General features: G+C 28.9%; 21 protein-coding genes. 12 read left to right on the top strand and 9 right to left on the bottom strand.

The genetic code is table 11. The features are described 5' to 3' along the window. Nucleotides 1–12 precede the first annotated feature (12 nt). The 9 genes from R4I97_RS01920 (at nt 13) to ptsP (ending at nt 10,230) form a co-directional block, all read left to right on the top strand. Entirely contained in the window at nt 13–753 is a 741-nt protein-coding gene (locus R4I97_RS01920) for an MIP/aquaporin family protein (protein ID WP_335783450.1), read from the top strand. Between the two features lie 20 nt (nt 754–773). Beyond that, nucleotides 774–2,258, top strand: coding sequence for a glycerol kinase GlpK (gene glpK / locus R4I97_RS01915; RefSeq protein WP_335783449.1), 1,485 nt, complete (start codon nt 774–776; stop codon nt 2,256–2,258). A 125-nt stretch (nt 2,259–2,383) separates the two neighbouring features. After that, the gene (locus R4I97_RS01910; protein ID WP_335783448.1) at nt 2,384–3,823 is read left to right on the top strand and encodes an NAD(P)/FAD-dependent oxidoreductase; all 1,440 of its coding nucleotides are present in this window, start codon (nt 2,384–2,386) and stop codon (nt 3,821–3,823) included. Nucleotides 3,824–4,049: 226 nt separating this feature from the next. Beyond that, nucleotides 4,050–5,324, top strand: coding sequence for an NAD(P)/FAD-dependent oxidoreductase (locus R4I97_RS01905; protein WP_335783447.1), 1,275 nt, complete (start codon nt 4,050–4,052; stop codon nt 5,322–5,324). Between the two features lie 52 nt (nt 5,325–5,376). Next, nucleotides 5,377–5,739: a DUF1667 domain-containing protein gene (locus R4I97_RS01900; protein WP_335783446.1), complete on the top strand. Its 363-nt coding sequence runs from the start codon at nt 5,377–5,379 to the stop codon at nt 5,737–5,739. A 145-nt stretch (nt 5,740–5,884) separates the two neighbouring features. Further along, nucleotides 5,885–7,282 carry a CCA tRNA nucleotidyltransferase gene (locus tag R4I97_RS01895; protein ID WP_335783445.1) on the top strand — a complete coding sequence of 466 codons (1,398 nt, stop codon included), beginning with the start codon at nt 5,885–5,887 and terminating at the stop codon, nt 7,280–7,282. 2 nt (nt 7,283–7,284) lie between these two features. Then, nucleotides 7,285–8,067 (top strand): type III pantothenate kinase, encoded by a 783-nt coding sequence (locus R4I97_RS01890; RefSeq protein ID WP_335783444.1) that lies wholly within the window; start codon nt 7,285–7,287, stop codon nt 8,065–8,067. 127 nt (nt 8,068–8,194) lie between these two features. After that, nucleotides 8,195–8,461: an HPr family phosphocarrier protein gene (locus R4I97_RS01885; RefSeq protein WP_335783443.1), complete on the top strand. Its 267-nt coding sequence runs from the start codon at nt 8,195–8,197 to the stop codon at nt 8,459–8,461. 23 nt (nt 8,462–8,484) lie between these two features. Beyond that, complete coding sequence (gene ptsP / locus R4I97_RS01880; protein ID WP_335783442.1) at nt 8,485–10,230, top strand: phosphoenolpyruvate--protein phosphotransferase; 1,746 nt, start codon at nt 8,485–8,487, stop codon at nt 10,228–10,230. A 74-nt stretch (nt 10,231–10,304) separates the two neighbouring features. Here ptsP and R4I97_RS01875 read toward each other — a convergent pair whose 3' ends face one another. Beyond that, nucleotides 10,305–11,501 carry a peptidase M30 gene (locus R4I97_RS01875; protein ID WP_335783441.1) on the bottom strand — a complete coding sequence of 399 codons (1,197 nt, stop codon included), beginning with the start codon at nt 11,499–11,501 and terminating at the stop codon, nt 10,305–10,307. A 158-nt stretch (nt 11,502–11,659) separates the two neighbouring features. Here R4I97_RS01875 and R4I97_RS01870 point away from each other — a divergent pair, with 158 nt between their 5' ends. Then, nucleotides 11,660–12,535, top strand: coding sequence for an EFR1 family ferrodoxin (locus tag R4I97_RS01870; protein ID WP_335783440.1), 876 nt, complete (start codon nt 11,660–11,662; stop codon nt 12,533–12,535). Between the two features lie 119 nt (nt 12,536–12,654). Further along, nucleotides 12,655–14,379: a class I SAM-dependent methyltransferase gene (locus tag R4I97_RS01865; protein WP_335783439.1), complete on the top strand. Its 1,725-nt coding sequence runs from the start codon at nt 12,655–12,657 to the stop codon at nt 14,377–14,379. A gap of 338 nt (nt 14,380–14,717) precedes the next feature. Here the strand turns inward: R4I97_RS01865 and R4I97_RS01860 are convergent, their stop codons facing one another. From R4I97_RS01860 to R4I97_RS01845, 4 genes are all read right to left on the bottom strand, one after another. Further along, on the bottom strand, nt 14,718–16,307 hold the full coding sequence (locus R4I97_RS01860) for a peptide ABC transporter substrate-binding protein (protein WP_335783438.1): 1,590 nt from the start codon (nt 16,305–16,307) through the stop codon (nt 14,718–14,720). A gap of 80 nt (nt 16,308–16,387) precedes the next feature. Then, nucleotides 16,388–16,762 carry a hypothetical protein gene (locus tag R4I97_RS01855; protein ID WP_335783437.1) on the bottom strand — a complete coding sequence of 125 codons (375 nt, stop codon included), beginning with the start codon at nt 16,760–16,762 and terminating at the stop codon, nt 16,388–16,390. A gap of 65 nt (nt 16,763–16,827) precedes the next feature. Next, nucleotides 16,828–17,202 carry a hypothetical protein gene (locus R4I97_RS01850; RefSeq protein WP_335783436.1) on the bottom strand — a complete coding sequence of 125 codons (375 nt, stop codon included), beginning with the start codon at nt 17,200–17,202 and terminating at the stop codon, nt 16,828–16,830. 47 nt (nt 17,203–17,249) lie between these two features. Then, nucleotides 17,250–18,422, bottom strand: a complete 1,173-nt coding sequence (locus tag R4I97_RS01845; RefSeq protein ID WP_335784049.1) for an MFS transporter — start codon at nt 18,420–18,422, stop codon at nt 17,250–17,252. Nucleotides 18,423–18,549: 127 nt separating this feature from the next. On the opposite strand from R4I97_RS01845, the gene R4I97_RS01840 reads away from it, so the two are divergent. After that, a complete protein-coding gene (locus R4I97_RS01840; protein WP_335783435.1) occupies nt 18,550–18,942 on the top strand; it encodes a hypothetical protein in 393 nt (130 codons plus the stop codon). Between the two features lie 3 nt (nt 18,943–18,945). On the opposite strand, the gene R4I97_RS01835 is transcribed toward R4I97_RS01840, so the two are convergent. The 4 genes from R4I97_RS01835 to R4I97_RS01820 all read right to left on the bottom strand — a co-directional run bounded on the left by R4I97_RS01835 (nt 18,946) and on the right by R4I97_RS01820 (nt 23,699). Continuing rightward, nucleotides 18,946–20,076, bottom strand: a complete 1,131-nt coding sequence (locus R4I97_RS01835) for a hypothetical protein (protein WP_335783434.1) — start codon at nt 20,074–20,076, stop codon at nt 18,946–18,948. Nucleotides 20,077–20,091: 15 nt separating this feature from the next. After that, entirely contained in the window at nt 20,092–21,084 is a 993-nt protein-coding gene (rfaE1, locus tag R4I97_RS01830; protein WP_335783433.1) for a D-glycero-beta-D-manno-heptose-7-phosphate kinase, read from the bottom strand. Nucleotides 21,085–21,162: 78 nt separating this feature from the next. Further along, nucleotides 21,163–22,878 (bottom strand): FapA family protein, encoded by a 1,716-nt coding sequence (locus R4I97_RS01825; protein WP_335783432.1) that lies wholly within the window; start codon nt 22,876–22,878, stop codon nt 21,163–21,165. Nucleotides 22,879–22,898: 20 nt separating this feature from the next. Then, nucleotides 22,899–23,699, bottom strand: coding sequence for a class I SAM-dependent methyltransferase (locus tag R4I97_RS01820; RefSeq protein WP_335783431.1), 801 nt, complete (start codon nt 23,697–23,699; stop codon nt 22,899–22,901). Nucleotides 23,700–23,721 lie beyond the last annotated feature (22 nt).

Genomic DNA, 23,721 nt, shown 5'->3' with positions numbered 1-23,721 from the left:
GGAGGATATGTTATGTATACTAAAAAATCAGAATTTTTAGCAGAAATAATTGGCTCTATGTTTATAGCATTATTTGGATGCGGGGTTGCTGCATCTGTAGTTATAGGAAATAATGAGTCTTCTATTAACATACATATTGCTTGGGGGCTTGCTGTTACTTTAGGTATATATGCTTCTGGTAAAATAAGCGGGGCTCATTTTAATCCTGCAATTACACTTGCTTTAGCTTCAACAGGAAGGTTTCAATGGGCTAAAGTTTGGTATTATATATTAGCTCAAATGATAGGTTTTTTTATTGGCGGTGCTATAGTATTTGCTGTTTATTATGGGAAATGGATAGAAGTTGATCCTAATTTTGAAAACACAGCTAAAGTATTTGTCACTTTTCCAGCAGTTCCTGGTTTTTTATATGATTTTATGAATCAAGTTATAGGAGCATTTATATTAATGTTTTTAATACTTGCTACTGGCGATGCTAACAATGCTCCTGTTGGAGCTAATTTAGGCCCTATAATAATAGGGTTTATAGTAGCAGCTATAGGCATGTCATTTGGTTTTATGCAAGGTTATGCTATTAATCCTGCTCGCGATTTAGCTCTTAGGATTTTTACTGTTTTACTTGGCTTTAAAAACAACGGTCTTACAGATGGGAGCAATATTTGGATAGTTCCAATAATAGGTCCTATAGTAGGTGGAATTTTCGGTGCTATTGTTTACGACGTCACAATAGGGAATATACTTTCTAAACGATAATTTATTAAAGGAGATTTATTATGTCAAAATATGTGGTTGCAATAGATCAGGGTACGACAAGCAGCAGAGCTATAGTATTCGACTATGATCAGAATATGGTTTCAGTTGCTCAGAAAGAGTTTACACAAATTTATCCTCATGAAGGTTGGGTTGAACATAATGCATCTGAGATATGGGCTACACAGTTTGGAGTATTACAAGAAGCAATACAGATTGCAGGAGTTAAACCTGAAGATATAGCAGCCATTGGCATTACAAATCAGAGAGAAACTACTGTTGTTTGGGATAAGAATACAGGGGAGCCTATTTATAATGCTATAGTTTGGCAATGCAGAAGAACTGCTCCTATTTGTGATGAATTAAAACAGAAAGGTCTTGATACATATATAAGGGAAAATACAGGCTTAGTAGTAGATGCTTATTTTTCTGGTACAAAAATAAAATGGATACTTGATAATGTTCAAGGTGCTAGGGAAAAAGCTAATAAAGGAGAACTATTATTTGGCACAATAGACACTTGGCTTGTATGGAAACTTACAGGCGGAAAGGTGCATGTTACAGATTATACTAATGCATCAAGAACTATGATATATAATATTAAAGACTTAAAATGGGATGAAAACATTTTAAGAGAATTAGATATACCTATGAGTATGCTTCCTGAAGTAAAAGACTCTTCATGTGTTTATGGATATGCTAATATTAACGGAGAAGAAGTTCCTATATCAGGAATAGCAGGAGACCAACAGGCGGCATTATTTGGTCAGGCTGGATTTAATAAGGGTGATACAAAAAACACTTATGGCACTGGAAGCTTCATTCTTATGAATATTGGCGATAATTTTATACTAAGCAAAAATGGACTTATCACTACAATAGGTATTGGATATAAAGGAAAAATTGAATATGCTTTAGAAGGTTCTGTATTTATAGCTGGTGCTGTTATACAGTGGGTAAGAGATGAATTAAGGCTTCTTCATGATGCAAAAGACACTGAATATTTTGCTACAAAAGTAAAAGACACTAACGGAGTTTATTTAGTACCTGCATTTGTAGGGCTTGGTGCTCCTTATTGGGATATGTATGCGAGAGGCTGTTTGGTTGGTATTACGAGAGGGGTTAATAGAAGCCATATAATAAGGGCAGCAGAAGAGGCTATTGCTTATCAGAGTAAAGATGTTATTGATGCAATGGTTGCAGACAGTAAAGTAAAACTATCTTCATTAAAAGTAGATGGTGGAGCTTGCAGAGATAATTTTTTAATGCAATTTCAAGCAGATATTATTAATACAAAAGTTCTTCGTCCAGAGATAACAGAGACTACCGCTTTAGGTGCTGCTTATTTGGCAGGGCTTGCTGTAGGATTTTGGAAGGATAAAGATGAAATATCTAATAAATGGAAATTAGAGAGAGAGTTTAGTCCTTCACTTTCAGAAGAAGAGAGTAATAAAAAATATATGGGCTGGAAGAAGGCTGTTGAAAGAGCTAAAGGCTGGGCTTTATAATTTTTTTGAATTTAATAGTTTATGTATTAAATAAAATTAGTAGTTATTACATTTTTGATTATTATATTTCAAAATGATTTTTTATTTATATAGTGGTGTTGTATTTAATATATGAGGATTATGATATGTATGATATATTGATAATAGGTGCTGGTGTATCTGGGACCTCTTCAGCAAGAGAATTATCCAGATATAAAGCTAATATATGCGTTGTTGAAAGAGGGGAGGACGTATGTGTTGGTACTTCAAAATCTAACAGCGGAATAGTGCATGCAGGGTTTGATGCTGCTAATGGTTCACTTATGGCTAAGCTAAATGTATTAGGTAATAAGATGATGCCAAAAATAGCAAAAGACCTTGATGTGCCTTTCAAACAAAATGGTTCATTGGTTGTTTGTACTAATGAAGAAGATATGCCTAATTTACAGGCTATATATGATAGAGGAATAAAAAATGGAGTTGAAGGACTTCAAATATTAAACAGAGAAGAAGTTCATAAGAAAGAACCCAATTTAAATGATAATGTATGTGCTGCCTTGTATGCTCCTACTGGCGGAATAGTTGATCCTTTCATTTTGAATATTGCTTATGCTGAGAATGCTCATGCCAATGGAGTTGAGTTTAAATTTAATACTGAAGTTATAAATATAAGAAAACTTGATGATGGAACTTTTGAAGCTGAAACTAATAATGGTACTATAAAATCTAAATACATCGTTAATGCTGCTGGAGTTTATGCAGATAAATTCCATAATATGATGAGTGCCAACAAAATACATATAACTCCTAGAAGGGGAGATTATATTTTACTTGATAAGGAAGTTGATAATTTAGTTACTTCAACTATATTCGCTTTGCCTACAAAATTGGGTAAAGGTATTTTAGTTACTCCTACAGCTCATGGTAATATAATGCTTGGACCTACTGCCATTGATATAGAAGATAAAGAGGGATTAAATACTACTGCTGACGGACTTGCTCAGATTATAGAGAAATCTAAAATGACAGTAAAAAATATTCCTTATAATAAAGTTATTACTTCATTCTGCGGACTTCGCCCTCATGAAGATAATCATGAATTTATTATAAAAGAAGTTGAAGACTGTGAAGGATTTTTTGACTGTGCTGGTATAGAATCTCCAGGACTTGTTTCTTCTCCTGCTATTGGATTAATGGTTGCTGATATTGTAAGTAAAAAAGCTAATTTAGAAAAGAAAGAAAACTTTATAGAAAAGAGAAAAGGAATCACACATTTTAACGCTCTCTCTAACGAAGAAAAAAATAAACTTATAAAAGAAAATCCTTTATACGGACATATTATTTGCAGATGCGAGAAGGTTACAGAGGGAGAAATAGTAGAAGCTATAAAAAGCCCAATAGGAGCTAAATCTATTGACGGAGTTAAAAGGAGAGTAAGAGCAGGACTTGGAAGATGCCAGGGCGGTTTCTGTTCTCCTAAGATTATAGAGATATTAGCAAGAGAGCTTAATGTTTCTCCTTTAACTATTACAAAATGCGGCAAGGGTTCTGAAATAGTTATTGGTTATGACAAGGAAGCTTTATAATAGTTAGTATTTTGTATAATATATTTTTATATATAAAACAAGATTAGTGTGGTTTGCACTAATTTTACACTTGCACTTTCGCGAAGCGTAGGCGAAGGGTAAAGACTTTGACGAAGTCCGCACAGCGACCAACGGGAGTGCCTGTGGGTGCGAAGGCGGGAAAAAGAACAACAAAAAATTGACAAATTTAACAATTTTTAGTATATAAAAATAAACGAGGTAAAAAATGCAATCTTATGATGTTGTTGTTATAGGCGGAGGACCTGCCGGACTTGCCGCTGCCATTTCTGCAAAAGAAAATGGAATAGATAATTTGCTTATGTTGGAAAGAGATGAGGTGCTTGGAGGCATACTCAATCAATGTATACACAATGGTTTTGGACTTCATAGATTTGGAGAAGAGCTTACAGGACCTGAATATGCTTATAGATTTATAGAAAAAGTTTATAATTTAAATATTAATTATAAACTTAACACTATGGTTTTGGACATTGTACTCAATAATGACAAAACTAAAAAAATTATTTATATAAACAAAGAAGAAGGTTTAGTTGAAATTAATGCCAAAGCTGTGATACTTGCTATGGGCTGCCGTGAGCGTTCGAGGGGTGCTTTGAATATACCTGGATTTAGACCTGCTGGTATATTTTCTGCAGGTGCTGCTCAGCATTTAGTTAATATTGAAGGATATATGCCAGGAAAAGAAGTTGTAATACTTGGTTCTGGTGATATAGGACTTATTATGGCTAGGAGAATGACTTTTGAAGGAGCCAAAGTGAAAGTAGTAGCTGAGATACTTCCTTTCTCTGGGGGGCTTAAAAGAAATATAGTTCAATGTTTGGATGATTTTGGAATACCTCTTAAACTTAGTCATACAGTAATAGATATCAAAGGAAAAGATAGGCTTGAAGGTGTTACAATAGCTAAAGTTGATGAGAATATGAAGCCTATTAAAGGTACTGAAGAATATTATTCTTGCGATACTTTGCTTTTATCTGTTGGTCTTATTCCTGAAAATGAGCTTTCAAAAGAGATAGGTGTTGAAATTAATCCTATTACTTCTGGAGCTATAGTTAATGAAAGTTTAGAGACTAATATTGACGGAGTATTCTCTTGCGGTAATGTTCTTCATGTTCATGACTTAGTAGACTTTGTATCTGAAGAGGCTGAAACTGCAGGAAAAAGTGCTGCTTCTTATGTAATTAAAAACAAAAGAAGAGATGATAAAAACTCTATTTCACTAAAAGGCTCTAATGGAGTGAGATATACTGTTCCTTCTATGATTAATACTGAAAATGTAGATGATCATGTAATGGTGAGATTTAGAGTAGGTAATATATTTAAAAACAAATTTTTGAATGTTTATTTTGATGGTGAAAGAGTGATACATAAAAAGCATTTGATATTTGCTCCTGGAGAAATGGAGACTGTGAAGCTTGATAAATCTATGCTTTCAAAAGAGAGCTTAAAAAATATCGAGTTTAAGATAGAGGATAATTAATATAATTGAATATTTAATTATATTTAAAAATGTTTTATTTAGGATTTATATTATGGAAAAAAAAGAATTAACTTGTATATGCTGTCCTATGGGATGTACTTTATCTGTGGAGTTAGAAGGAACTAATGTTTTAAGTATAAGCGGAAACACTTGCAAAAGAGGCGACACTTATGCCAGAGATGAAGTTGTACGTCCTGTAAGAATGGTTACTTCTATAGTAAAAGTAAAAAATGGAAATTTAAAAATGCTTCCAGTAAAAACGAAAGAGCCTATAGATAAATCAAGAATTAATGAATGTTTAAATGCTTTAAAGAATATAGAAGTTAATGCTCCTGTTCATATTGGAGATGTTGTTCTTCATAATGTTGTTGGTGTTGATATAATAGCAAGTAGAAATATTGAAATTAAAAGATAATTATAATTTTTTATTAAAATAAATATTTGACTTTTGTTATTTTATCAATATAATGATTTCGTTTTTATTAGTTTATAAATTTGTAATAAGATAAAAATTGTATATACTATAAAGAATAAAAAGTAAAAAAGTTGGGTAGAAATTAGTGAAAAAAATATTTACAACCATACCGCATGCAGTAAAAGAAATAGCAAGAATTTTACATATAGAAGGTTTTAAATGCTTTCTTGTAGGAGGAGCTGTAAGAGACTCTATAATGGGAATAGCTCCTCATGAATATGATATCACCACAGATGCAAAACCAGAAGACGTGCAAAGATTATTTAAATATACCGTTCCAACAGGAATAAAACATGGAACAGTATTAGTAATAATAGAAGATATGCATGTAGAAATCACTACTTTTAGAAGTGATGGGAATTATAGTGATGGAAGGCACCCAGATAAAGTAGAATATGCATCCAGCATAGAAGAAGATTTGCCAAGAAGAGATTTAACTATTAATGCTATGGCATATAATGTATTAGATGGCACACTTATAGATATGTTCGACGGCATGAAAGATATAAAAAGAAAAATTGTGCGTTCTGTGGGCAATCCTTATGAAAGATTTACTGAAGATGGTCTTAGAATAATGAGAGCTATTAGATTTGCTACAAAACTCAATTTTGAAATAGAAAAAGAAACGTTTGAAGCTATATGTCATTCTACAGGCATGCTTGCATCTATTGCTGCTGAAAGAATAAGAGAAGAGTTTAATGGAATACTTTTGTCAAATAACCCTTTCAGAGGCATAGAATTACTTAGAAAAACAGGAGTTCTTCCTTTAATAATGCCAGAGTTAATGCAAGGCTTTGGTGTTAATCAAAATAAGTTTCATAAATATGATGTTTATTATCATATACTTCATACTATACAAGCCGTAGAACCATTTGAAAATGACCAATTAACTTTATTAGTGAGACTTGCAGCATTATTCCATGATATTGCTAAGCCTATGGTTCAAAAGAAAGTGTCAAAGCAGGATGACCCTGTTTATTATAATCATGAGGTTGTGGGTTCTTCTATTGCTAAAAAAATAATGAAAAGATTAAAATATTCTAATGCTGAAATAGAGTTTGTTACTCTTTTAGTAAGACAGCATATGTTTTATTATCAAGATGAGTGGACTGATGGAGCTGTTAGGAGATTTATGCGTGCTGTGGGTGTTGAAAATATTAAGCCTTTATTAAAACTAAGAGAGGCTGATAGGATTGGAAGCGGTGTGAGAAAAGATAAAGAAAGCAAGGCTATACCAAAACTTTTAGCGAGGATAGATAAGATTATAGAGGCAGAAAATGCTATTACTGTAAAAGATTTAAAAATAGATGGAAATGATTTAATTAGAGAGTTTAATTTAAAACAAGGCCCTATGATAGGTAAAATACTTAATTATCTTTTAGATTTAATATTAGATGAACCTGATCTAAATGAAAAGGAAATTTTAATAGAAAAGACTAAGAATTTTTTAGAAAGCAATAATATTAATAATAATGGGGCTTAGAAATGTATTTGATAGGAGATATTGGAAATACTAGAATAAAAACAGCAATATTTGATGATAATCATAACCCTATATATTTTAATGCTAATGAACATAACGCTTTAGGTTTATTTAAAACTTTAAGAGAAATAAAAGAAAATTTTGGCGAAAACATAGATAAGGTTTTTTACAGCAGTGTATCTTTTAAAGTAAATGATATGTTTGTTTCATCAGTTAAAGACATATTAAAAAAAGACGTATATAGAGTTACTCACAAAGATATAAAATTAAAAGATAACATGTATGAGCCTAAAGATTCTGTAGGTATAGATAGACTTCTTTCAACTTATGCTTCTATATGCTTAGAGGGTTTTAGCGAAGAAAATAAATATGCTTCTATTGTTATAGATATGGGTACAGCTACCACAATAAGTATTATGCTTTCGGATTTTGTATTTTTAGGCGGAATGATTATGCCGGGTACTAAAACAAGCTCTTTTGCATTATCAAGGAAAACTTCTCTTCCATATTTTCAAATAGGAGAAATTACGTCTCTTCCAAATCCTATTAATAATAATGTTCAAGATGCTTTAGTGGCAGGGTCTATTTATAATACAATAGGTGCTGTAAACTATAGCGCTTCAGAAATAAAAAAAGCAATCAAAGAAAAATATGATATAAAAAGCAAAATATTTCTTACAGGCGGCATATCAAATTTAAAATTATTAAAATGTAAGATATATCCGTATTTGGTATTACAGGGAATATATTTTAATATGATAGATACCAATTATGGAAGAATATAATTTTTATGTTATAGTATTTAACTTTTATATACAAAATCTATATTTTTTTGTACTAAAATATTTCTTATTTGACAAAACATAAAAAACTGATATACTTTAATATATAATATGTAAAAAAGGAGTTAGTATGACTAAAGGACAAGTTACTATACAAAATGAAACAGGCCTTCATGCAAGACCTGGAAATGAATTTGTTACATTTATAAAAACTTTAACTAATTGTAAAGTAGAAATAGAAAACGAATCAGGAAAAAAAGTTAATGCTTCATCACTTTTAAAAGTATTGTCACTCGGCGTAAAGAAAGGCTCTGTTTTAACTGTATATTGTGATGGAGAAAATGAAGAAGAAGCTTTGAAAAAGATAGAAGAGTTTTTAGCTAATTTAAAAGATTAATATTGTTTTTTGGAAAATAATTTATGGAAAAAAGAATAACTGGTATTGGGGTATCTCCCGGTATAGCGATAGGGAAAATTTATATATTTAACCCTAAAAAAATAGAACTTAATAAGTGTCCATGTAAAGATCCAGAGAAAGAAAAAATCAAACTCCTTGAGGCTAGAAATAAAACTAAAGAGCAGCTTGAAAAGATAAGGGAAATAGCATTAAAGAAAGTTTCTGCAGAGAAGGCTAGTATATTTGATGCACATATTACTTTGCTTGAGGATGAGGATTTATTAGAAGAAGTTAATGGTATTATTACAGATGATAAAGTTGCTGCCGACTATGCTTTATCAAAAGGTATAGAAGTATACAAACAAATTTTATCTGAAGTTGAAGATGAATACTTAAGAGAAAGAGCCAATGATTTAACCGATATAGCAGAAAGATGGATAAGAAATATTAGAGGCGAGAAAATTTTAGATTTATCTACTTTGCCAAAAGATTCAATAGTTGTAGCAAGAGATTTAACTCCGTCAGACACTGCTAATTTAGATTTAGATAATACATTAGGTTTTATTACAGAAATAGGCGGCCGTACTTCTCATACTTCAATTATGGCAAGATCTTTAGAGATTCCTGCCGTTGTGGGTATTGGTGAAATAATAAAAGACATAAAAAATGAAGATATTATTATATTAAATGGTAATACTGGCGGAGTAATTATAGAGCCAACTGAAAAGTCAATAGAAGAGTGCGAAAAGTTAAAAGAGGAATTTGATAAGAAAAGGGCTTTATTAAAAGAATATGCTCACAGAGATGCTATATCTAAAGACGGAACAAAAATAAGAGTTTATGCTAATATTGGTTCTCCTGCAGATTTAGGCGGTGTATTAAAAAATGGTGCTGATGGCATAGGACTTTATAGAACAGAATTTCTTTTTATGGAAAACACTAATTTTCCTACAGAAGATGAACAATTCAAAGCATACAAAGAAGTTGCTGAGGCTATGAGCGGTCATACTGTTACGATAAGAACTATGGATATTGGCGGAGATAAATATTTGCCTTATTTGGAGATGCCGAAAGAAGAAAACCCTGCTTTAGGTTGGAGAGCTTTAAGGATTTGTTTAGATAAACCTGCTATTATAAAGACTCAATTTAGAGCTTTACTTAGAGCTTCTGCTTTTGGTAAAATAAAAGTTATGCTTCCTATGATTGTATCTATAGAAGAATTGAGAAAGGCTAAAAATATATTCAATGAATGTAAGTTAGAACTTATGAAAGAAAATATAGCATTCAATGAAGCTTTAGAGTTAGGAATGATGATAGAGACTCCTTCTGTTGTATTTAGAGCTGAAGCTTTTGCGAGAGAATCTGATTTCTTCTCTATAGGTACAAATGACTTAACTCAATATACTTTAGCTTCTGATAGAGGTAATGAAAAAATTGCTTCTATATGTGACCCTTATAATCCTTCTGTGCTTATTGCTATTAAAATGGCTATAGATGGTGCTCATGCTAATGGTATTATTATATCAATGTGCGGAGAGCTTGCTGGTGATTTACTTGCTGTGCCTTTGCTATTTGGATTAGGGCTTGATGTATTTTCTATGTCAGCTATATCTGTACCTGAAGTTAAGAAAATGATTATTTCTTTGGATAAAAAAGAATGTGCTATGCTTGCTAAAAGGGTTCTCACATTATCTACTGCTGAAGAGGTAAAAGCTGAGCTTCTTAGATTCTTAGAGGTTCATGAAAGAGGCGATACTATAAGTTATTAATAAATGTCAGATAATAAAAAAGGAGCTTTATATCAATATAGCTCCTTTTTTTATATGAAAAAATATTTATTAGCCTATTTCAATAGTATATTTATATATTTAGGTTTAGTATTACTTATTACTTCCAAATAAGAATTAGTTTGTTGTGCTGATAATTTTCTGCTCATTAAAATAGAATTATTATAATTTAATTTAACATTTATAGAAGTAGGATTATTCCCTATATATGTGTCGCTATTTAATAATATCATAGAGTTATTATTTTGTTTAGTTTTTAGAAGTGGATTAGTAGAATCAATAGTACTGCCATTTACTAAATTATAAACTAATAAAGCACCGGGATATAAAGGTATAGATGAATTGGCATTATTGTTAATTTTGTTAATTTTAACTCCAGGCACAATTCTATTGTCAATGTCTTCTATCCATTGAAGCAGCAAATCATCCCATGTAGAAGAAATTAATGATGATATAGATAAAATTTTTCTATATGCATTATTTTCTTTTGAAGATGCAATGATTTTAAATATTTCCTCATTATAATTATTTTTAATATAAAGCCAGTTCATAAAAACAGAAGCTGAAGGATAATTAGCAAATATATTTATTGGCAAATCCCAAGTGTAAAAACAATAATAATTAATATTGTTAAATTCATTATTTCTGCTATTAACGGTACTTTTATTAAATAAAATAGAAGTAGATTCTGATAAAGCCTCATTAAGCCATACTTCCATTTCACTTCCTTTTTTTATTACATTTACATAATAGTTTATTAAATGTTGTAATTCATGTAATATTGTACCAGCCATATACTCTGGATAATTATTAAGTCCTCCCAAATCCATATAGAGCATATCTGCATTATTGCCATACCCATTTATTAAATCTGCAGGATTAAAATATCCATTAAGCTTAGAACCGCTATTATAGTTTGGATTTAAATCTAAAAATAAAATAATAATTTTACCATTGTTATCAACATCTGTGTGATTACCGTAAATTGATTTTTCTTTATTATAATATTTTTCAAATTCTGTACATATTAAGTCTAAATTATTAGAATCATATTTATTACCATTTTCTACAAATACAATTAAATTTTCTGTTTCTTTAACAATATTTGCCTTTATAAAATCTGATGATAAACCGTTGCCAGATGAAGAGGCTCTATATACTGCAAAGCCATCGGTATCAATAATATAAAAAGGACTGTAGCAAGAAATTAAAACTGAACTAATAAGTACTATAAAAACTAATTTAAAATTCATAATATAAAGTATATCCTAATATATGTTAGCATTGTAACTTTTTATATATAAAAGTCAAGCTTATAATGATATATTTACATAATAATGAAACTTTAAATATTATTTTTTTTTGTTATAATTATGAAGTTAAAAAACTATCTAAAGGTGGTTGTTATTATATGAATAAAAATGCGGTTATATATTATTTTTCTGGTACAGGTAATACAGAGAAAGTTGTAAATGAATACAAAAAACATTTTGAAGAAAATAATATAAATATAACATTATATAGAGTTACGGATAATTTTTGTAATTTGCCTAATCCAAATGAATATAATTATGTAGGATTAGCGTACCCCATACATGGTTTTAATGCGCCATATCCAATTTTTGATTTAATCAAATTATTTCCAAAAACAGAAGATAAAAAAATATTTATACTAAAAACCTCAGGAGAGCCATTATCAATAAATAATATATCATCAGAACCTATAATGGTTAGATTAAATAAAAAAGGATATATTCTTACAAATGAGTATCATTATGTAATGCCTTATAATTTGGTGTTTAGACATACTGATGAGATGGCTGCAAAGATGTGGAATACTGCTAAAAAATTGTGCGCTATAGATTTAAAAGAGATATTAGAAGATAAAAAAGTATTTCTAAAAAAATTTCCATTTGGAAGATTTATTGCTTTTCTATTTAGAATAGAACACCCTGCTATGAAAATTAACGGTAATCTTTTTAAGGTAAAAAATATATGCACTCATTGCAATTTATGTGTAAAAAAATGCCCTGTTAATAATATTTATAATGATGATAACGGAGATATTAAATTTAAAAATAAATGTGTTATGTGTGCAAGCTGTGCTTTTAGATGCCCAGTAAATGCAATTAATATAGGTATTCTAACAGCTTGGAAAGTAAATGGGCCTTATAAATTTGATAACCCTCCACAAAACCAAAAGAGTAAGCATGAGAATTATTGTAAAAAAGCTTATGATAGATATTTTAAAAATGCTGAAGAAAAGATAAAAAATAATATGCTATAAAAAATATATATTTTTTTATATTTAGAAATTAATTTTATAATAATTATATTATTTGTAATTATAAGTTTTTGTTGTATAATTTTGTATTATTTTTATAATTTTGATAAAAAAGAGTATGTATGGTAAATGAAATAAAAAAAAGTATATGCATAATAACAGATATTAATGGTATATATGGCTATGGACATTTTACTCGAATGAATCTAATTGCTAATAGATTATCTGACATATATGATTTTACTTTTTCTTCTATAAATGATGATAGTGAACTATATAAAAGAATTGATATAAAAACTATTGAGTTTAATAAAATAGCGGAAATAAATCCATACATTATAATTGTTGATTCGAGGGAAGTTGAAGAGAAATATATAAGCTATTTAAAAAAAATATCATCTGTTATCATAGTAGATAGTGTTGGAAGTGAGAGGAGGTTAGCTGATATTGTAATAGAGATGCTTCCAAATTTGGATAGCTCTAAAGAGGTAAATATTAAGCCATTTATTACTACAATATTAAATAATTCTATAAAACCTACATATAATGAAGAGGGTCCCATACTTGTTTACTTGGGATTTAATAAAGAAATAAAAGATAAAGCTATTCAAATAATATCAAAAATAACTTATAAGAAATTTGTAATAATAGATTTTAAAAGAGAAAGTGAATTTTCTAATATAGAGTATATTGACTTTTCAAAGGATATATTTGCTAATTCATATTCTGCGGTTATAACATATTTTGGACTTACTGCTTTTGAATGTATAGAGTCAAAGATTCCTACTATACTTTTTTCACCTACTAAGTATCATGATGAATTGGCTAATAAATGTGATGATATATTTTTTAATTTGGGATTTTTTGAAAATGCTGATGTTGAAGACAGCATAAAGAAAATAGAAACTTTTATAAATGATAAAGAAAAACAAAATAGTTTGATAGAGAATGCTGAGCAAATAAATACTGATGAATCTATAGAAAGGTTAAAGACTATTTTTTCTAATATGAAAGATTTTAAAGATATAAAATGCCCATTTTGTAAGAGCTCTAATATAGAGAGAAAAAACAGAAATTTGGAATCTAATTTATATAAATGTGGTCATTGCAATACTTTATTTAGAAAATATTTTTTATCTCCTTTTACAGATTATTCATCAAAATATTTTGTAGAAGATTATAAAAAACAATACGGAAAAACTTATGAGGAAGATGTTGAAAATTTAAGCCGATTAGCAAAGAGAAGAATAGAAAAGATAAAAAAAATAAAACCAAGCGGAAAGATTTTAGATATTGGGAGTGCTATGGGTTTTTTTCTTAAAGAGGCTTCTAATTATGGATATATTACTGAGGGTATAGAGATAAGTGAGTATGCTTCAAACTACTGTGTTAATACTTTAAACTTAAATGTGCATAACTGTTCTTTACTTGATTTTAATTATAAAGAAAAAGAGTATGATATAATTACGGCTTGGTATGTTGTGGAGCATATTTATAATTTTGATAAAATTTTTGAAAGTATTTTATATTCCTTAAAAGATGATGGTATATTTGCTTTAGCTATGCCGAATGGTTATGGGGTTAGCGGAAGATTTAATAAAAATTATTATTCTATAGTTCCAAGTGACCATGCATTTGAAGCTAATCCTAAATCTTTGGACATGTTTTTTTCAAAGTATTCTCTTAAAAGAATTAGTTTAGAAAATCAAAGTGTTTATTATAATAGATTTACTGATGTTTTTAAGCTTTTTAAGAATTCAAAAGTATCTGAAAAACTATATAAAAAACTCGCACAAAAATTTAATCTTGGCGATACATTTGAGTGCATATACCAAAAGATTAAATAGTATATACCTAAACAATTTTAAATTGTTAACCACTACACATTATGAAAATATTATCAGCTTTTTTGCCGCACAAAAAAGTTGCAAAAAACGCAAATACTATAACTTTATATTTAAAAAATATGTATTAAATATATTAAGATACCTAAATTTAGGTTAAAAATGCAGTCTTTTTGGTTCTTTGAGGAAGTCCGAACAGCAACCGAAGGAAGTGCCTGCGACTGAAAGAAGTACCTTTAGGTATGGGTGGAATTAATTACATTTATATGCGTAACGTATATAAAAAATTATAAATGCATTTATTTTATACTTAAACAAATGCATTTATAACAAAATTATCATTATTTCAAATAAGAGTAGAAAAATCTTCTTATCTCTAAAGTATCAACCACAACATCTTGCAATTTAGGGCTTTTCATAGAAGGTGCTGTATAATAATATAAAGGTATCAAAGCCATATCATCGCCTATAAGCATATCCTCTGCTATGTGCATGTTGTTCATTCTTTTATTATTATCTATAGTAGATTGTGCTTCTTTTATGAGGCTGTCATAATTAATATTGCTGTAGCCTACTCTGTTGCCTGCACTTGCTGAAGTAAATAGTTGAGCAAAAGTCATAGGGTCTAAATAATCTCCAATCCAATCTGCACGGCATACTGTATAATTTCTTGTTTGTCTATTTTTTTGAAAAACTGACCATTCTTCTTGAGTGATAGACATATCTATATTTAAATTTTCTTTCCACATCTGCTGCACCGCTTCAGCTATAGTAACTCCAGCACCTGGATTTGTTTTAAACTCCAAAACAGGAAAATTAGCTCCGTTGCTGTATCCAGCTTCAGCGAGAAGTCTTTTTGCCTCTTTAACATTTGACTCATAATCCTCTTTTGATACGCTAAAATAATTTCCGCCATTCTCTCTAAAATCTCCATTTACATCTTTAAGACCAAATGGAATAAACGCTGCAGCAGGAACTTCTCCTCCTTTGGTGATATTTTCTACTATATAATTTCTATCTATTGCTAATGCTAATGCTTTGCGAACTCTTTTGTCTTTTAAAACTTCATTTGTATTATTTAAAGCATAATAAGCAGTACCCAAGGATGGTGTTATAACTAAATATCCTTCTTTTCTTAAAAGTTCTATATCATTGTTTTGTATTCTTGAGGAGTAATGTAATGAGCCTTCTTTTAACGCTGCGTATGCTGTTGATATATCTGAAAGCATTACAAAATCTATTCTATTTGCAACTATGTTATCTTTATTCCAATAATTTGTGTTTAATTCTAATGATATTAATTCATCTGTTTTTCTTTCTATCATCTTATAAGGACCATTTCCTATATACGTGTTTGGATAAAATGTCCATTTCTCATTATCTTCAATATAGTCCGCTCTTAATGGTGAAAATATAGGTATACAAAATAATTCTAAAAAATATGCAGTTGGAGCTTCAAATTTTATTAATAAAGTTTTTTCATCTATAGCCTCAATTCCTAATTGCTCCTTTCTAAGTTTGCCAGCCATTATTTTATCAGCGTTTTTAATTGGTGAAGCTAAAAAACCATAAGAAGAAGCTGTATTAGGATCAACCAATCTTCTAAAAGAATATACAAATTCATCTGCAGTAATTTTTTTCCCGTCAGACCATTTAGCATTATCTCTTAAATGAAATATAATATTTAATCCATCAGGAGAAACTTCCCAACTCTCAGCAACTCCGCCTACAATATTGCCTTCTTTGTCTTTTGTAACTAATCCTTCAAATACATGCACAGCATAAATCATACTGTCAATTGCAGATAAATATGATGGGTCTATACTCTGAGGCTCTGCCCCAACACTCACCTTTATAACCTCGTTATTGTTTACGTCATTAGAACAAGCTAAAATAAAAATACAGAATAATACTGCAAATAATCTTTTCATCTTTTTATCCTATTTATAGATTATGTTAACATTAAAATAAAAATAATAAATTGTCAATATTTTTATTAGAACTAACTAAATTATTGTTTAATTAAATTTCCAGAAACTTCTTTCCCTATCTCTTTATATACAAAATAAATACCATTTGAAAAATCTAAAAAAATATAATAATTATCTCTTTGAATCTCATATTTTTTATCTGATAATTTTGTCATATAATTAGAATCTGTATAAAAATAAATATTTTCATTATTTAATGTTATATCAACTGTAACATCTCCATTATCATTAATATCTATGCTAACAATAGCATCTACATAAAAGCTGTTAAATATAACTTTATCTCCTAAATACCTGCCTTTATAATTAACAAGCTCACTTAAATAAGAAGTATTATTTTTTCTGCATGCTATCAAAAGAAAAACTACAAAAAATATTTTTAATAATTTTCCCATAAATAATTCCCTTGATATAATAATTTATAATAAAAATTAATTATCAATATTTTTATTTATAAAAATTATTGTTTAGTTAAATTTCCAGAATAATTACCTGAACCTTGATTAAATATAAAATAAAGTCCATTTGAAAAATCTAATAATAAGTATTGACCTGAACTATTAACTTCAAACTTCGTACTTGATAATTCTTTAATTAAATCAGCATCTGCATAAAAACTAACCGTTTGATTAGATAATTTTATTTCAAGAGTAACCTTTCCGCTATCTTCTACTATTATAATTGTAGCAACATCCCCCATAGCACTTCCATTATATGTAATATTATTTCCTGTATATGTACCTTTATATTTAACAATATTATTCACTGAAGTATTGTCATTTGCACAGCCTACAAAAATAAAAATTATAAAAATTGTTTTTAATAAATTCCTCATAACCTTAACACCCTTATAAATATTAATAATATAAATTAATAATAAAATTATTGTCTATTAAACTTATTCAACATTACAATGTTAATGAAAGCTAATACAGATAATACAGCTCCTCCAAAACCTACCCATTTAAGACCAAAACTGTCAAATATACTGCTTCCAACAAATGAACCTAAAGCTATTCCAAAATTAAATGAAAAAGAATTATTTGAGGAAGCTAAAGTAATACAAGAAGGATACTCTCTCTCTGTAAAATCTAAAATATTTAATTGTACAGGAGAGTTCATTAAATACATTAAAAAACCTATTAATAATATTACTATAGCAGAAGTTATATAATTATTAAAAGCAAATGGCAAAACAATCATACATATAAACTGAAGTATAAATATAAATCTCAAATTATAAACTCCATTATGCTCTGCTAATTTTCCAGAAAGTAAGTTGCTAAAAAGCACAGTTATACCAAAAATTAATAATGCAATGCTAATATACTGATTATCTATATGAACATAGTTTAATAATATAGGTTTCAAATAAGTATAAAATACATAAGAAGAAGCAGCACCGAAAAGAATTGTCAATGTGCTTAATATAAATCTAATATCTTTAAAAATAACAAATTGATGTAATAATTTTATTTTATACTGAGGAGTATTTTTTGGTAAAGAAATAATCATCATTATAAGCATCAATATGCTAAAAACAGATATAAAAATAAAAGAACCCCTCCATCCAAAATTATAACTTATAGTAGTGCCTATTGGAACCCCAAAAATAGAAGCTATACTAAAACCAGAATAAATCCAAGCTACAACCATGGGTCTTTTTTCTTTAGTAGCAATATAGGGTGTAAAAGATATTGACACAGAAATTAAGGCTCCCGAAATAATTGCTAAAAATATTCTTATTATCATTAAAAAATTATAATTAAAAGCCAAAGAACATAAAAAATTCCCTATAATAAATATTATGCTTGTAAATATTATAAAATTAAATCTGTTAAACTTACCCGCAATAGCAGCAGAAAAAGGAGTACATATAGAATAAGCTAAAGCAAACATTGAGATTAATCCTCCCGCAATAACTTCACTAACATTAAAGCTTTCAGCTATATCAGTTAAAACCCCTATAACTATAAACTCACAAGTACCTAAAGCAAAACTTAATAAAACTAAAGATACAATAGCTAATATATTATTTTTGTTATTATTTTCAATCATATTTTCACTCTTTAAAAATTTTTTATTATAGTATATGATAAACGGTAAAAAAACAATTTACTTTTTATAAATTTAAAAATAAATAATAAAAAAATATTTTTCTAAATGAGGTATAATATTATTTATGAGAAATATAGTAAAACTTTTAATTATACTATCTATTCTTTTATATTCTTGTGCAAATAAAAACTCTGTTGAAGATATATCAAAATATAAAGGTACATACAGAGGAAGTGTTAATACAACACCTGCTTCAGAAAGACAATTAATTGTTAACACAGCTACAGTAAAAGTAGATGAAAATAGTTCAATTAATGTGTTACTGGAAGGCGGAAATATTTATGATAAAAATGTAGATATAACAAAAGAAGAATTAACTAAAGTAAATGATAATTCATATAGTGCAAAAAAAGATGGAAAAAATTATACTTTTACTTTTTATAATGATTATATGAATTTAAACATATATAATACAGATAATAACATAACAGACGGCCAGCTTCCAAAAGTTCAATAATATTTAAAAATTATTGAATTTTATTTTGCCATCTTCAAATAAAAATCCATAAATAGAGTCATTAAACATATTAATTCCTCTTAATTTATTAAAATCATCAGTGCCCAAATATTCTTTGCTGAAGTTTTGCGATACAAATGGATTAGTTTTTATTATAAAATAAAGCCCATTATCCATACCCGTATATATAACCCTGCCTGTGTCAGACATTCCAACAGCAAGAGCATTATCTCTTGATGGGAGTTTATAGGTTTCTTTTAAAGAAAAATTATCAAGAGATGATGTGAATATTATATCTTCTTTATGTTTGCCGTTTTCTATACTCATAGTAAGAATTGCTAAAACTTCTTTTTCTGCTACATATTTACAGTCAACTATTTCTCTATAAGACATAGTAGCTTCATCAGTAGTTTCTACACTGTCTAAAATATATCTATTTTCTTTTGCACCTGTATTAATATTGTATACATCTAATATAGGCATTCTTTTATCATCTCTTTTTAATACAGCAAATTTATCATCTTTTAAATAAATTAGCTTTATAACCTTTTCATATTCATTGTCAATTATAGAAGATATGCTATATAGTGTTTTTCCTTCTGGAGATATTTTGTTTAAAGATACGAGTCCTACTTTTGTGTAATTGGTGTTAGTTACCTGTATGATGTAAGTTTTTATATCAGGTACATCATTGCCTTCAACAGACGGACCTTCTGAAGGAAGAGACATTAATACGTTTGTAATTGTAATATCTCCAATATATGCTAAGTTGTATCCTGTTATATATATGTTGCTGCTGTTATCTATAAAAGATATTTTAGAAGTTTCAAGACTCTTATATTCTAAATTAAAAGAATTAATATTACTTCCATTAGCTATAACCATTTTAGAATTAGAAACATCTATAGCATAAACAGTATTATCTTTAATATAATAAAAATCTCCAAAATAATACTCTCCATTAACCTCATATATTTTTGGACTATTTAAATCTACTATTTCATTTTTATAAACATAAATATCTTTGCCAAGTGTAAGCTCCGTAACAGTTTTTGCAGGAGCGATAGGAGGCTTAGGTAAGCATGCTAATATTGATATAAATAAAACAATCATTAGAAAAATTATTTTTTTCATAAATAAATATAATCCTCATAAAGCCTTAATAAGCTCATCTAAAGTTAAAGTAGAAGTTCCTCTCTTTCCAACAACAACACCAGCAGCTGTATTAGCAATTTCAGAAGCCTCTTTAAAAGAAAAGCCAATAGAAAGACACATACCAAGCACCGATATAACAGTATCTCCAGCCCCAGAAACATCAAACACACTTTTTGCCTTAGTAGGTATTATATAAACTTCATCTTTAAATGTTTGTATATCTTTATCAAACAATGCCATACCATTAGCACCGAGTGTAATCATAAGCTTTGATAAGCCTAATTTTTTCACTATATCATTACCTAATTTATTTATAGAATCTGTATTGAAATTATAAAAAGGTATTTTACTGTTAGAGCCTTCTATAGCCTCTTTTAGGTTTGGAGTCATTAAAGTGGCTTTTTTATAATAAGAAAAATGTTTTATAGCAGGATCAACCAATACTTGTATATTGTTTTTATTGCAAATGTCTATTATCTTTTTAGCTATTTCTTTAGTAATAACGCCTTTAGCATAGTCGCTTATAATAACAACATTATATTCTTTTAATCTATCTAAAAAAGATTTTTCTATTTTTTTATAAATGTCGCTTGAATATGGCTCAACATTTTCTTCATCTATTCTCACTATTTGCTGAGTTCCTGCAACTATTCTTGTTTTTGTTATAGTTGTTCTATTATTATCTACTATTATGCCTTCATTAGATATATTCCAATTATGCATACTTTCTATAATTGTTTCAGCAGATTTATCATTTCCTATAACACCAATGATTCCTATATCGCCTCTTCCTTCCATATTTAATAATGAAGCAATATTTCTCGCTACATTTCCAGCTCCGCCTAAATAATTTTCTTCATGATTAACATGCAAAACAGGTACAGGTGCCTCTGGAGATATTCTCATAACATCACCATAAGTAAATCTGTCTAACATTAAATCGCCGATTACTAATACTCTCGCTTTGACAATATCTTTTATTTTCATATAATATTATCCCTAATAATTGTAATAATAAATATTATAAACAAAACAAATAAAATTGTAAATGATGAAAAACATATATTAGTTATCTTGTCTCATATATTCTGCTTCATCTAAATGTTTTGGAGCTTTTTCAGAAATATCTCTCTTTTCTTTAGAATAAAAATATTCTGTACCTGATATTTTATTTGTAATATATTTTCTTATGTTAGATATATATATAGTCACACCTGGGAAGAAACCTTCCATAGAAGTTATACTGCTGGCGGATAATCTTTCAAACTCTTCAGCCATTTCATTTCTTTTTTGTTCTAAATCTTTAGTTTCTTTTATGATATCGGTAATTCTTTTTAATATTCCTTTTATGGTATCTCTTTTATCTGGAGCTATTCTTGCAATAAATGATTTAGGGTCTCTAAAATATTCAGAACCGAGTAAAGATTTAATTTTATTAATTTCTTCTTTATTAGTTTTTAGAGTGTTTGTGATTTCTTTAAATAAAGCATCAGCCTCAGGGTCTCTTCCAACCATTATAGTAGTTTTTGACTCACTTATAGCACCAATACTCTTGGCCCAAACGCCATTCATTGCCTTGATGGAGCCTCCAATTATAACGCCTTTGCCTTCTAATGCTATTACTCTATTGCTTGTTGATATATCTGAATTAACTATCTGCTGACTTATAACATCATCTTTACACATAATCTTAGCATTTCTAATAAAAGATGAGTAAATTTTTCCTTTTATATTTATGTCGCTGTCAGGTCCTCCTATAATTCCGCCGGAAACAATCAAATTTCCTCCGCAATCTATTTTAGCATCTTCTATATTGCCGTAAACTTCTATATTACCCTCTGTTTTTATGCTAAAACCCGGAGTAACATTTTCTTTAATAATAACAGAACCATCAACTTCTATATTACCAGTAGATAAATCAACCTTATCTATCTCAACAGTATCACTAACCGATAAAGTGTTATTGCTGCTGTTTACGAGTATGCCTCTAATGGCACTTCGTATAGTAATGCCGTCATCATCAACTTTAAGATTATTTCCAATCTTATAGCAAGTATCCTCATCAAAATTGGCACTCATAACTTCATTATATATATCAAGTCCATCAACAGCAGGCTTCTCTGGAATAAAATGTGCTATTTGAACATTAGCATCTATATTATGTACAAAACTTCTTTCTTTAAAATCAATAGAACCATCTTCTGATTTCTTACCTGTTCCTATAGATAAATCATAATCTAAAACAACTTTCTGAACATTGCCATCAACAGGCTTTCTTCCTTCAACAAATACACAGCAAACTCCCTCATTATTTTTTATATTACGTTCTACAAGCTCAGCAATCTTATCATAATCAACCATAAGTTTGATAGGTATCTCAGAAACCATCATTTGTATTTCTTCAAGAGTAAGCTGCCTTTTTGCATCCTTTTGCGGAGGAAGCACTAATACCCCCCTCCATTTATAAGATACGTTAATTACAGGAATTATAGATACGGACTTTATACCATTATAAGACACATAACCATAAGTTGTACTTCTATATACTCCTGTCATCTTATCAAATTTTACATTCTTACCAGCTTTTATTCCCTCTCTTTTTGATATAGATTTTAATATCTGCACTCCAGGTACAACATAATATCTTAAAAGCTCATCATACAAAGTTTGATCATCACTATTAGAATCAACAACTTTGTCATATACTTCTCTTATGTCAATGGAATCATCAAAGGCAAATTCATAGTTACTTTTATCGATATTAAGATTACTGTTAGTCATTTTCGTCTCCTTTTATTAAATTACTTTTTGCATAAGAAAAGCATAACATCGCCTTTATTAAATTTTTTTACAAATTTGTCAAAAAATTTTTTTACTATTTTATTAGCATTTTTCTCTATAGGTATACTTCCCCAAGAAAAATCGCTTATTATATTAAATCCAACTTTTTTTAAATAGTTAGAAAGCACAGGCTTTGAAAATAGCCATAAATGCTGAGGCATAACCGCCCTCCAATTTGCACCATATTTTTTAGCGAACATTCCATCAGCATTTGGTGTAGTAATTGCTAAATAACCTCCTTTAGCAAGTATTCTATATATTTCTTTTAAAGTATCAGCAGGATTTGGCACATGCTCTATAACATGAGAAAAATGTATAAAAGAAAAATAATCATCAGGAAAACCAACTTCTATAAGAGGCTTCTCATAAATATTTAAATTATAATATTTTCTTGCATACTCTGCAGAAGCAGAACAAATTTCTATACCTGTAGTATTATAACCTTTACTCTTTAGATAATTAAGTGTCATACCAGTGGCGCAGCCTATATCTAACACATTTTTATTTGGAAGTTCATTTTCTATTTTTTCAAAACCTATGTCTTTTAAAGCAAGCTGTATCAAGGCAAAGAAATTATCATGATTAGCTACTTCATATTCAAAATAGTTATCATCATATATAGCATCTATTTCCTCTTGAGTGATAATAGGGTCTTGAAAGATAAGTCCGCAGTTTGAACATTTACTATAACTTACTAAATCTGTTTTTATATAGGGTTGATATTCATTGCTGTTACAAAATTCACATTTTCGTTTTTCCACAATACACCTCGTCTATTCTAAA

Origin of the sequence: Brachyspira pilosicoli (assembly GCF_036997485.1) — a bacterium.
Classification (GTDB): Bacteria; Spirochaetota; Brachyspiria; order Brachyspirales; family Brachyspiraceae; genus Brachyspira; species Brachyspira pilosicoli_C.
This window is presented reverse-complemented; position numbering and strand designations above follow the sequence as displayed.